Source organism: Cupriavidus sp. CP313, from assembly GCF_054072015.1.
Map to the genome: position 1 here is coordinate 37,753 of NZ_JBSVZB010000047.1, position 11,878 is coordinate 49,630.

The 11,878-nt window shown below is 59.3% G+C and carries 10 protein-coding genes and 2 pseudogenes; 6 read left to right on the top strand and 6 right to left on the bottom strand.

Annotation, left to right across the window (positions count from 1 at the left end; genetic code table 11):
- Positions 1-591: 591 nt before the first annotated feature.
- From ACW4E8_RS37540 to ligD, 4 genes and pseudogenes are all read right to left on the bottom strand, one after another.
- Entirely contained in the window at positions 592-900 is a 309-nt protein-coding gene (locus tag ACW4E8_RS37540) for a tetratricopeptide repeat protein (protein WP_456809102.1), read from the bottom strand.
- A gap of 61 nt (positions 901-961) precedes the next feature.
- Positions 962-1,405 carry a MerR family transcriptional regulator gene (locus ACW4E8_RS37545; protein WP_456809103.1) on the bottom strand — a complete coding sequence of 148 codons (444 nt, stop codon included), beginning with the start codon at positions 1,403-1,405 and terminating at the stop codon, positions 962-964.
- Positions 1,402-2,295 carry a non-homologous end joining protein Ku gene (ku, locus tag ACW4E8_RS37550; RefSeq protein WP_456809104.1) on the bottom strand — a complete coding sequence of 298 codons (894 nt, stop codon included), beginning with the start codon at positions 2,293-2,295 and terminating at the stop codon, positions 1,402-1,404. The genes ACW4E8_RS37545 and ku overlap by 4 nt, the downstream gene beginning before the upstream one ends.
- A 31-nt stretch (positions 2,296-2,326) precedes the next feature.
- Positions 2,327-4,200 (bottom strand): annotated as a pseudogene (gene ligD, locus ACW4E8_RS37555) (DNA ligase D).
- Between the two features lie 380 nt (positions 4,201-4,580).
- Between ligD and ACW4E8_RS37560 the strand changes: the two are divergent.
- The 3 genes and pseudogenes from ACW4E8_RS37560 to ACW4E8_RS37570 all read left to right on the top strand — a co-directional run.
- Positions 4,581-5,111: a hypothetical protein gene (locus ACW4E8_RS37560; protein ID WP_456809105.1), complete on the top strand. Its 531-nt coding sequence runs from the start codon at positions 4,581-4,583 to the stop codon at positions 5,109-5,111.
- A gap of 198 nt (positions 5,112-5,309) precedes the next feature.
- Positions 5,310-5,540 (top strand): hypothetical protein, encoded by a 231-nt coding sequence (locus tag ACW4E8_RS37565; RefSeq protein ID WP_456809106.1) that lies wholly within the window; start codon positions 5,310-5,312, stop codon positions 5,538-5,540.
- 69 nt (positions 5,541-5,609) lie between these two features.
- Positions 5,610-6,038 (top strand): annotated as a pseudogene (locus ACW4E8_RS37570) (zinc-finger-containing protein); the annotation flags it as partial.
- On the opposite strand, the gene ACW4E8_RS37575 reads toward ACW4E8_RS37570, so the two are convergent.
- Complete coding sequence (locus tag ACW4E8_RS37575; protein WP_456809107.1) at positions 6,033-7,043, bottom strand: MmgE/PrpD family protein; 1,011 nt, start codon at positions 7,041-7,043, stop codon at positions 6,033-6,035. The pseudogene ACW4E8_RS37570 and the gene ACW4E8_RS37575 overlap by 6 nt on opposite strands.
- A gap of 15 nt (positions 7,044-7,058) precedes the next feature.
- On the bottom strand, positions 7,059-7,607 hold the full coding sequence (locus tag ACW4E8_RS37580; protein ID WP_456809110.1) for a tripartite tricarboxylate transporter substrate-binding protein: 549 nt from the start codon (positions 7,605-7,607) through the stop codon (positions 7,059-7,061).
- Here ACW4E8_RS37580 and ACW4E8_RS37585 point away from each other — a divergent pair.
- From ACW4E8_RS37585 to ACW4E8_RS37595, 3 genes are all read left to right on the top strand, one after another.
- Positions 7,488-8,300 carry a hypothetical protein gene (locus ACW4E8_RS37585; RefSeq protein WP_456809111.1) on the top strand — a complete coding sequence of 271 codons (813 nt, stop codon included), beginning with the start codon at positions 7,488-7,490 and terminating at the stop codon, positions 8,298-8,300. The genes ACW4E8_RS37580 and ACW4E8_RS37585 overlap by 120 nt on opposite strands.
- Positions 8,301-10,012: 1,712 nt before the next feature.
- Entirely contained in the window at positions 10,013-10,642 is a 630-nt protein-coding gene (locus tag ACW4E8_RS37590; RefSeq protein WP_456809108.1) for a DUF6088 family protein, read from the top strand.
- Positions 10,635-11,672, top strand: coding sequence for a nucleotidyl transferase AbiEii/AbiGii toxin family protein (locus tag ACW4E8_RS37595; protein WP_456809109.1), 1,038 nt, complete (start codon positions 10,635-10,637; stop codon positions 11,670-11,672). Before ACW4E8_RS37590 ends, ACW4E8_RS37595 begins: the two co-directional genes overlap by 8 nt.
- The last annotated feature ends 206 nt before the right edge of the window (positions 11,673-11,878 follow it).

Consider the following 11,878-nt stretch of genomic DNA (forward strand, 5'->3'; position numbering starts at 1 on the left):
CGTCGATGGGAGCGGTCACCTCGACGGCGGACCGCGCAACACACGCCGTCAAATCGGGCGAGGACCGGGGAAAAGACGGCTCTCGACCGGTAGCAGAGAGCCGCAGAACGTCCATGAAGAAATTGGGCAACTGGTGAGTTTCCCGTGCCCAGTATCGTCTAGTCGCCCATGCTAGGCAATCGGCCTGTCCACAAAGGGGCGCTCACCCGAAAAAAAGCCCGCGTCACCGGGGGCGGCGACGCGGACGGTAGCAGGACTGCCCAGGCATGATACGGCGCCGCAAGAAATTCTTAATTCTGAATTAAGCCAAGTTTAACACCCATTTTTCCCAAGAGAAGGCTCCCGCGGCACAACAGGGGAGTGGAGCCATCACTTTCAAGCACGAAAATGATCTACGCATCTCTTGCGCTAAGTGATCTGTACGTCTTTTTGGAAGGCGCACCATTGGACGGGGTGGTCAGCCAGAAATGCCGTCCGAATGGCATCGCCATAGCTCATGACGGCGCGGCACCAATGCCGCGGCTGGCCGCGCTCAATAGTCCGCTCTAGGAGGGCTGGTGACCGCTTGATCGAGCGGCCACCCACTTGGCTTTATGGACGGTCGAGCTTCCGGAATGCGTTGAAATGCCGCAGCGCATTCTGGAAGTGGCCCAACTCCTGATGCAAACGCGCTGCGTTGTAGTGGGCATCGGCATCATCAGGCGCAAGCTCGATGCATCGTTCATATGCCGCCAGAGCTGACTGCAGGGCGCCGACATCCTCGCGTGCAACCCCCAGGTTGAAATGCAACTGCGACGCGTTCGGAAGCACGGACAACGCCCCTTCATAGAGCCTGATGGCTTCGTCGAAGCGTTCTTGGTCTGCCAGCATGCACCCGAGGTTCAGGTAGGCGTTCAGCATGCCTGGCGAGATCTCTAAGGCGCGTCGGTACGCCGCTTCAGCCGCATCCGCGTCGACAGGTTCAAGTGCATAGCCTCGCGCAAAGGCCTCCTCGGCAGTCGCTTCGCTGGCGCGCGTGCGTTAGATCAACGACTCGCACATCAGCTTCGTCCGGTCCGAACTCGATCAGCCGTTGGCCGCTCTCAACCAGCCACGCGCCGTGCCGGTCCCATGCCGATACTTTTCCGCTGCTTGCGGAGATTCGCAGCGCCGATAGGTGCCGGTTCGGTGTGAGCCGTTCGAGACGACGCAGTGCCCGCAGAATCCGTGCGGGCGCAACGCTCGATCTGTGCAGGGATTGGGCGGTGCGAATCAGAACCACGTCCTGGAAAGAGAAGATGTACTGACCGCGTGGGCCTCGTGCAGGAGTTACCAGCCCGGCCGCCACCAGACTGGAGATCAGCCGGCGCGAGGCGCCCAGGCGTGTCTCCAATTCGCGCGTGGTCAACCCTTCGCCGCGGTTCATGCCGACTTTTTGGTGGTGCGTCGGATCGGTGTCGGCTCAGAAGGCGCTGTGCCCCGCTTACCGGCTCTGCGGGAAGTTGACGGCTCGGCGGCCTTGGCTCTTCCCGCGGGCGCTCCCTTCTTGGACAGATTCGCACGAAGTGCATCCATCAGATCGATGACCTGACCGCCAGCGGTGACTTCAACCGGTTCGGGCGATACGATTTGCTTGCCGGCGATCTTCGCGTCGATGGCGGCGAGAATCCTGACTTTCTCCTCGTCCTTGTACTGGGCCGGATCGTATTGGCCCTCCGAGGCTTGCTCGATCAGCTGGATCGCCAGCTTTAGCTCCGCATCTGAGACTGCCACTTCCTCGATATGCAGTTCGGCGATGTTGCGGACTTCATCTGCGAACAACAGTTGCTGGAACACCAGGCCGCCCTCGACCGGTCGGATCTGCACGATATGCGATTTGCCTTTCGAGGCCCACTTCGCAATGGCACAGCGACCGGTCTTCGACATGGCCTCGCGTAGAAGGCTGTACGGCTTACCGCCGCGCTTATCTGGAGCGATGAAGTACGCCTTGTCGTAATACAGAGGATCCACACTGTGCTCGGGAATGAACGCAACGATATCGACCATGTGGCTGGCGCTCTCTTCCACGGCTTTGAGTTCATCGGGGGAGAACGTCACGAAGCGGTCTTTCTCAAACTCGTAGCCCTTCACCATGTCTGCACGCTCGACAACCTTTTGGGTCTGCTCGGAAACGTACTGTTGTTTCAGCCGCGCGCCTTCTTTGCTCAGTAAGTTGAAGCGCACGGCAGAGCTTGTCTCGGTGGCGGTGTAGAGTTTGACGGGGATGGACACCAGGCCGAAAGACAGCGACAAAGAGGCGAGGGATCGTGCAGGCATTGGATACTCCACAGTGCAGATGCGCCAGAATTCAGCTTAATCGTTCGATGGCGGCGGTCAAACTTTGGCGTGCCTCCCAGTAAGACTGCCAGGGATCCGCCACATGGAAACTGAGGTATTCGCGGGCATCATGGATAGTCCACTGTGCGCCACTTTTCAGCTTTGTAAGTTGCTCCCAGGACACCGGCATGGAGACACCGAGTCCTGGCCTCGCTCGAGCCGAGAACGCGGGTGCGGTGGTTTGGGAGAAGCCATTGCGCAGATAATCCACGAAGATCCGCCCCTTGCGGTTGGCCGCCCCAGAGCGGGCGGTGAAGCGCTGGGGCAGGGTGGCTGCCAAGTGTTTGACGGCGGCCCGCGAAAACGCCTTCACTTCGTCGTAGGAACGCTGCGGCGCCAATGGCACGACGACGTGGAGCCCCTTGCCGCCGCTCGTTTTCAACCAGGACTGCAGCCCCAGTTCATCCAGCAGCGTGTGCACCAGCATGGCGGCTTCGACGATCGTCTCCCATGAAATCCCTTCGCCGGGATCGAGGTCGAAAATGACTCGGTCGGGACACTCTATGTGGCGGGCCGTCGAATTCCACGTATGAAACTCAACCACATTCATCTGGGCAGCGGCGACGATTGCTTCTGCCGAATTAGCAGTGAGTAATGCGGCATGGCCGGGCCAAAGGGATTGGGGCTGCTCGGTGAGGCCGGGCATCGCCGTTTCCGCGTGCTTCTGAAAGAACGTCGGCGCATCAATGCCATCCGGCGCGCGCACCAAGGATAGCGGTCGATCTTTGAGGTGGGGCAACATCCGCTCCGCCACGCTCTCATAGTAGCGAACCAGCTCGACCTTCGTGATACCTGTGGATTTGTCGATGACACGGTCCGGATTGGTGACCTTGATGGCGCTCACGCCGTGCGGCGTCACGGTAGTCTGGACAGCCTCTCGCCGGATCGACTTAGCTGGATGATAGGCGCGCAGGCCTTTGAACGAGGCTTGACGCACCTGGCCTTCAGGGGTCCACTCGGAAAACTCGACTTCTGCAACGAGGGTGGGTTTTACCCAACGCACAGCGGCTTCTCGACCTCCACCCCATCGCCGGCTGGAACGCGCCTCCGTCGAAAAGGGACTTCGCTCAATTTCCAAGGCGGCCAAGCGCCTCCTGAGCTCTGTCGCCGTCGCGCTGTCCCAGCCGGTTCCAACGCCGCCGACGTAACGGAGTTCTCCATCTGCGTACACGCCAAGCAATAGCTTGCCTACCTCGGCTACTGCACCACTGCGGTCCGAGAACCCGCCAATCACGAACTCCTGACGCAGTTTGCATTTGGCCTTCAGCCACGTCTGCGTGCGCGCGGAAACATAGGAGGCGTCCGCCCGCTTGAACATCAAGCCTTCGAGACCGAGCTGGCACGCCGCCTGAAAGATCTGTGCCGGGGGGGCATCGAAGGCCTCGCTAAAGCGCACTCGCTCGGAGCGAACTCCTACAAGCTCCGCCAGCTTCGCACGCCGCTGGGCCAGGGGTACGTTGCGCAAATCTCGGCCTTCCCAGAAGGGTAGGTCGAAGCCGAAGAAGACGATCGCGTCGTTGGGATTCCCTCAAAATTGGCATAGTCGAGCGGGTGGTCCTCCACATGGACCGCGATACGTTTTTCGCGGGGATCGTAGCTAGGGCCCTTGGGCACCGCCCAACTGAGCAGCACGCCATCGAGTTCGAGCCGGAAATCGTAGTGCAGCCGCCGCGCCCAATGCTTCTGGATCACGAAGCGCAACTGTTCGGCTTTCTTACGCCGCTGTCGTGTTCCCGCCGGCTCTGAAGTGACGCTGAAATTGCGCTTCTTCTGATAGCGGTCCAGGTCGGGCAATTGCTCTGCAGTGCGAGCTCTAGCCTTTGACGTCCCTGGGGTCGTTGCCATAAGCGTTTCGCATCCGGATCGCTACTTCCCTTCCATGGACGATCAGCTCCGCCTGCTGTCTTTTTGCCAGCCTGGAACAAATCGCCTCTTACTGGTTGTCGAATGTGGAAGTGCCCCCTACGCCACCTTCCAGTTCAACATTCCATTGGTCGCCGCTTGGCACACATGAACGTTTGGCATGTCGGCTTCTTGGGCTGCCATATTTCTGCAGTCTAGGCCGCTATCTCAATTCGCTGTAGAAGGCAGCGTCTTACACGTCTGCTCGGAAGGCCTGCCTTGCGACCGGCGTGCTCACCCATCTTCAACAAGGGCGTGCCCGTGCAGGGTCAGGCCGCCGCCACTAAAATGGCTTCTTCGGCCACAACGCCACGGTGACAGCGATGTGCTATTCCGCGCAGATTCACGCCAGCTATCGAAAGTACGTTCGGGAATTCCGGGCCTCTGTCAGTTTTGAGCATTTTGTCGAGCTCTTCTGGGAGAAGCGCAGAGACGGCGGCTGGTCCAAACTGCCTAAAGCAATGCGTGCCGCATTCCTTTCCGCCGTCAACGACAAGGAACGCGCTGTCGCCGACCTTGTTGCGGCGGGTGACAAAGATCAGGCGATAGCGTTGGAAACGGAGTTGTTCCTGCAGAAGACCCGGCTGACTGCCGCGGAGCGTGCATTGGCAGCCAAGCCGACGAAGAAGGCGGAGAACGATCAACGCATCGCGACGGACAAGATCGCCAGGGCACAGCGCAATCTTGCAGACCTGCAGCGAACCGATTTGCTGGATCGAGACTCGCGTATTTTCCCGGGGCATTATGCGCTTGTGATGGTGGTGCAGGACGGCCAGCGGGTTGTGATTCCGATGCGCTATCAGTGCAGGCTGCCGGGGTGGACGCCGGCGATGGAGCGCCAGAAACTTGGTTAATGCAAGACCCGACAATTTGAAGAAGGCCTGGCGACAGCTATACGGATATAAACACGGCATCATGATCGTCAATGCTTTCTACGAAAATGTCGCACGGCATCGGATGGAGCAGCGAGAGCTGGCGCCTGGCGAGCAGGAAGAGAACGTGGTTTTGGAGTTCAGGCCCGAGCCGCAGTAGGACATGTTGGTGGCGTGTCTATGTCGATCAGCAAAGGAGGAGAGGGCGAGGCCGATCTCTATTCCTTCGCTGCCATTACCGACGAGCCGCCTGCTGAGGTGTCGGCCGCAGGGCATGATCGTTGTATCGTGCCCATCAAGCCCGAGCATGTGGAAGCCTGGTTGAATCCCGACGCGAGGAACTTGGCCGCGCTCGATGCAATCCTGGACGACCGGAACCAGCCTTACTACGAGCACCAGTTGGCTGCGTAGGGAACGAAGAATCCCGATTCCATGTCGTAGAATCGCTCACTTCCTGCATTGCGCAACTCAGGGTCATTGATGCGTGTTGGCCGACCGATACCTGCTCCTCCTCAACCCCTCTGCGATTACTGTGGCGGGAAGGCGGTTCTTGCCCGCTTGGGAGACGAGGCATACCCCTATTTGGAAGACCACGGGCCTGTGTGGATCTGCTCCCCGTGCCAGGCGTGGATCGGCGTGCGTGCGCGAAGCAAGCAACACACCCCGCTTGGAAGGTTGGCCGACGCGGCATTGCGCGAAAAGAAGAGCCGACTGCACGATGCCCTTGAGCCTTTGGTCGCTGCGAAGATGCGGCGCGACGGTGTCAATGCCTTTGAGGCGCGGGGCAAGGCAATGAAATGGCTGATTGCATCGCTCCACATTCCAGTCGACAGCCCCAGCATCCATGCCCTTTCGCTTGATCAGTGCGAACAGGCAATCCAATTCATCGCCGAGTTCCAGGCCTCACGTGGGCGAGACCAGAATATCGATAGACTCGACGTCCTCGGCCGAGAAGCCATGCTGCCGCTTCAGATCGAGGACACAGTCGATGGAATTGTGGGCGGAGCCGCAGCATGCGTGGCGCTTTGGGGCGAGTCCGAACTCTTCCAGCGCAAGCGGGTTGTCGAGCTTCTTCAGCGGCTCCTCCCAGCCACGAGGTGCGGGACCACCGTACAGGGCGAGAAATCCTTGCGGGTCTTCCAGTACTTCAGGATTGCCCTGTACCCCGGCTTGTCCGAGCCGTGCGGCAACGATTGCATTTGAAGCGCCCATGCCGCATTGGAACGATTTCGCCTCCGTTCCGAATTGAGCCTTGTTGCCAGATGCCATGCTTACTGCGAGGCTCATTGTGGCGACCGTGGCCGCCTTGTCCACCTTCAGAAGTCGCGCGCAAGCACCCGCTGTCCCGATGCAGCCGACGGTAGCGGTCGGATGCCAGCCGGCGAAGTAGTGCGACCGATTGACGCCACGCCCCAGGACCGCATGAAGTTCCAGACCAACGATAAATGCGTCCAGAAGATCGGCACCACTTGCGTCAACTTCGTCACCCAAGGCGATCAAGGCGGGCACCAAGATGGCGGATGCGTGAGTCAGTGCCGGGTAGTAGTTGTCGTCGATTTCGAGTACGTGCGCAGCGGTCCCGTTGACCATTGCGGCCCAGGGTGCTGGGGCTTTCTTTTTTGTGCCGATGATCGTGGCAGCACCAGTGCCCCAGAGGCTGACGCCCGCTCCAACCTTGGTGCTTACGGGGTCCGCACTTCCCGCGACGATGCAGGCAATTGTGTCGCTAAAGGCATGACTGGCGCGCGACAAACAGCTTTCGGGCCACTCACTATTTCGGGTGGTGATCCAATCGGCCAGAGTTTCCAAAACGGACATACGAGTGTTCTCCGAGGCAGGAGGCCTCAACTTAAGTTGGTGGACTGGGAAAGAGAAGCAGGAGAGTTGCCCATCGCCACTCATGGGGACGGGCATGTTGTTGTGCGCCGATTAGTCAGTCGCCGCGCCGGAGCGCTTAACGATGTCGCCCCATTTGGCGCGTTCTTTCTTCACAACGGTCGAAAAGTCTGCCGCGGTACCGCCTACGATGACATAGCCCAGATCGCGCATCCCTTCGATAACGTGAGGGTCCTTCAGCGTTTGATTCACTGCCGTGTTGATCTTTTGCGCAATGGCTGGTGGCAAACCTTCCGGCGCAATGACACCCGACCATGCAACAACTTCGAACTGGGGAACACCGGCTTCCGATACAGTCGGGGGATCAGGCATTAGCGGCGAGCGCTTGGGTCCTGTCACAGCCAGGGCTTTTAGCTTTCCACTCTTCGCTGCGGCAAGGCTCCCCGCCAGGTTGTCGAACACCAGGTCAACGTGACCTGCCATTACGTCATTGACGCCAGCCGGCGCAGTCTTGTACGGCACATGGATCATTTCGATGCCGGTCATCTTTTTGAAGAGCTCGCCGCTCAGGTGACCGGAATTGCCGTTTCCTGCAGAGGCAAACATCAGCTTGCCCGGACGGGATTTGCCGTATGCAACCAGATCCTTCACCGAGTTGACGGGAAGGGTCGCATTCAGGTGGCGGGCCTGTTGCCGCCTCCCATTCCCTTCCCGGTCCGGGATGCGCTGTCCAAACTTAAGATTGACAGCGAAAGTCTTGGCCGAAAGATCGACGAAGATTGGGGTGACCCGACTCTCTCCGCTGCAGAGCGCCTGCTGGGTTGGAACTCCCTGGAGGTGCTCACCCTAAAAGCCGGCAATCCCGAGAAGCCCGCCAATGCTATTCCGCCGGCAGCAAGCGCGTTCTTGCAGCTTCGGTTCGTAGTAGGGACCGCATGGGAATCCATTGAAGAGGTCGTTCGCCAACACCTGGACCAAGCCGGCTATACAGATGTCCAAGTGCGATTGCTGAGAGGATCGCCGGCAACACGTTTGGACCCTGCGAGTCCATGGGTCGAATGGGCCAACGAGGGGTTCCGCAGCGTCAGTGTACGGGAACCTGCAGTCGTTCCGAATCTTGGCGGCACTGTTCCCAACGACGCATTCTCCGACATTCTGGGCTTACCAACGATTTGGATTCCTCACTCATATCCAGGCTGCAAGCAACACGCACCGAATGAACACCTACCCATTGCGATCGCCGCTCAGGGCTTGGCCATCATGACTTCAGTATTTTGGGAACTCGGCGAGCCAGCCGCACGGTTGGCCCGCACACGCCAGCAAGCATCGGCGTGACCGCATCGGCGCCTAATCTCCTGGACGTAGGCTAAAAACTGTCATGTAGGTGCCAGCCGTTGGCAACGCAACTGGCCGAAGCGGAGTACCGCTTCGGCCATTCGTCTTTAAGCTACCGATCGTCGCAGAATGGCTCAGGTCGAATGAGAGGGTGGGGTCTTCCACATGCTGCACTAAGCGTCGAAATTTTTTCAGCGGGTAGGCCGCGTTTCGCGGCTTTTCCGCGCATTCGGGACTTGCGCGGCAGCGACCGCTGCCGCTCGGAGGACTGCAGGAAGTCTGTCTCCCCCCGAATCGCAGATGCCGTTTTCCCGTTTCAGTCAGCCTCGAATTGATGCGTCAATCCACGCAGGCGAGTACTGTCCGGAGCTACCCTCAAGTGTCCAGGGTCACGCTGGAACAGACCCAAAGAACCTTCGCATCCTGATCCCCGGCAGAAATGCAGGCATGGCCCATAGCGCTGTCGAAGTAGCAGGAGTCGCCAACGGAAAGAGTCAGGGGAGCGTAGAAGTCAGTATGGCCGCTGAATTCTCCGCCAAGAACAGTAATGGCAGGGCCATCCATTCGGCGCTTGCGTTAAGCGCAGCCCGCCATCCCCGTTCTCAGAGTGTTGATATGAAGCCCGAAGTCAACTTGGGGTCGCGGTCGATACGGCCCTGAGCACCAAGGTCGCATACGCCGCAAAGCAACTTGGCTGTTCGACCGACCTTATCGAAGGGCTGGCCACTCGACAAGGCTACCGTGAAGCGCTGAACCGAAGCCACGTATGGCACCTCGAATGTGGCCACGTCCTCCGGTGCCGGTGGCTGGCTTGTTCGGCCCTGACGACTCTTGCCGGACCTATTGCGGTCACGATTCCAGCGTCTGCCGACGCTGACGGGCAATCAAGCAGTCTCGGTCGAGAGTGTCGTAGCCCCGGTGCGGGCCCTTTTTATCGATCGTGCGACGGCATCCGCCATGTCGGAATGCCGTCCTCGAAACTATCGAACCACTCCCGGATCGCGTCGGCCACAAAGCTTGGATCACAAGTAGCGACATCCGGGACGCATGCGTGAATGAGGCCTTCCACGTCAAAACGTCGTTCCGCCTGAGCCCGCCAGGCGTCGCGGTCGCGGGCAAGTATAGCGAGATGCTGGTCTCGGAGCGGGGTGTAACGCATGGCTCAGACGGGGAATGGAGTTGCCCGGTATTGACGGCCACGTCGCCGATTTCTTGAACAGCTCGCTGCTTACGTCGACCAACGGAAACCGGAAACGCCCAGGTCTTGGCTCAGCGTCACGGGATTGCACGCCAGTCCGCCTAATTCCGGATTTCCAGTCCAGCAAAAGCGCACGTAGTCCGGCTAATTCCGGTTTCCTTACACTGAGAAGCCAGCCGCCAGCATGGCTACCTGCCACCAGTGTACTGTATATCCATACAGTATTCACCTGTACGGAACAACGCTCGTCCGGCCGTTCGACCGGATTTGTCGTCGTGCCTTCGAGCGAACGTACGCGCCTAGATATTGGGCTCCATAGTTAACATTACGGCGTGCGTGGTCGGTGCCCTGCTGGTTCCAACGCGGTCGGGCGTGGAGTTCAGATAACAAATATTGTGAGAGTTCTTACGTGACGTCGCACGCTGCCACGTACTGAGCTACCGGCCAGCAGGCCCATGGCTCGCCCCAAAAAGACTACTTGAATGTCAGAAAAAGATACGTTATTTTATGACATATGAAGGCCAATTCCCCAACTGTTCCTGACCGTATCATGAGGCGCGCCCGCGCTACCGGGCGCGGTGGCGTATTCACGCCTACTGATTTTCTGGACGTGGGTGCGCGCGCTGCGGTTGACCAGGCCCTTTGCCGGTTGGTCAAGAATGGAAAGCTCCGCCGCTTGGCGCGAGGCTTGTATGATTTTCCCAAGGTCCACCCCAAGCTTGGCCCGCTTTCGCCGGCTCCCGATGATGTTGCAGCGGCACTTGCGCGGGAGACGGGGTCTCAGGTGCAGATCGACGGCGCACGGGCGGCCAACGCGCTCGGCCTGACAACCCAGGTACCGGCGAAGAGCTCCTATCTGACCAACGGTCCCTCTCGCCGTGTCGTGCTGGGTAAGCGTGTGGTCGACTTGCGTCACGCGTCGCCAAAACATCTGATCGCTCCGGGGAGTGCGGTGGGGACCGTCTTTCAGGCACTACGCCATGTCGGACCGGTGCGTGCCGCCGACGTTGCACAGATTGCGGCCCATCGCCTGTCGGCCAGCGACAAGAAGACTCTCGCATCCACAGCGTACCAAGCGCCGACCTGGATGCGCCCGACGCTGACCTCGATCGCCAACACGCCGTCGGTTGAAATCGATGGATAAGGTTGCCCGACTTCCCGCAGAAGATCGGGCGGCCCTTTTTGGTGAGAGCGGCGCCAACCGAGGGATCGCGAATACGATCATCGAAAAAGACTTTTGGGTCTGCTGGACCTTGAAGCGCCTCTTTGGCCTAAGGGAAGGGGAGGCCGCCACGCTTGTCTTCAAGGGCGGCACGTCCCTTTCCAAAGCGTTCGGCGCCATCCGCCGCTTTTCTGAAGATATCGACCTGTCCTTCGACCGGGCCGACCTTGGCTATACGGGCGATCGGGATCCCGAGCAGGACGGAATTAGCAGGAAGAAAGCGAATCAGCTCATCGAAGATCTTGTGAGCGATGTCGAGCAGCACATCGCCGAGAACCTCCTTCCGGCCCTTCGCGCCGCGATTGCACAGCAACTTGGCGAGCCGACCAAAGGCGAGTGGTCGCTGGAGATCGACTCCAACGATGCCCAGACGGTGAACTTCCACTATCCGACGGCATTGCCCGAAACCGAGTATATGGGCATGACGTACATCACTCCGCGGGTGAAGCTCGAGTTGGGAGCGCGCGGCGATCCCTGGCCTACAGAGGAAAAGATTATTCACCCTTACGCGGCTGAAGACTATCCAGACTTCTTCGAAGACCCCGACTGCACCGTGACCGTCCTGTCAGCGCAGCGTACCTTTTGGGAAAAGGCCACGGCCTTGCATGCGGAAGCACACCGTCCGGCCGAATCGCCGACACCCCAGTATTTCTCTCGGCATTACTACGACCTGGCCATGCTTCTCGGCACCAACGAAGGGCAAGCTGCCGCCACTAACTTCGGCCTTCTGGCACAGGTGGCGAAGCACAAGGCCATCTTCTTCCGATCGGCTTGGTCCAGTTATGGTACCGCGCGGCCGGGGACGCTGCGTCTGATGCCGAACGAAGCCCGGATCAAGGACCTGCGAGTGGATTACAGGGAGATGGCGCCCATGATGTTCGATGAAGAGCCGGCCGCCTTCGACGATATCCTTGCCAAGATCAAAAAGCTCGAAAAAGCCATCAATAGCTAGCGCAAGAGGACACGAGCAGCCCGTCGCGACTAGCCACCGATTGGCCTAGGCGAAACTGAAATTTTTGTTATGCGCTATAACAATTTAACATAACTTTTCTTATGCGAAGTTTGCTTGTAGCGGCAAAGTTGTAATGTCCGGTTTCAGCAAAGTTGAAATGTCCGCCTGAGGCGCCCTTTGTGGTATTCAGCCTGCCCGGTTGAATG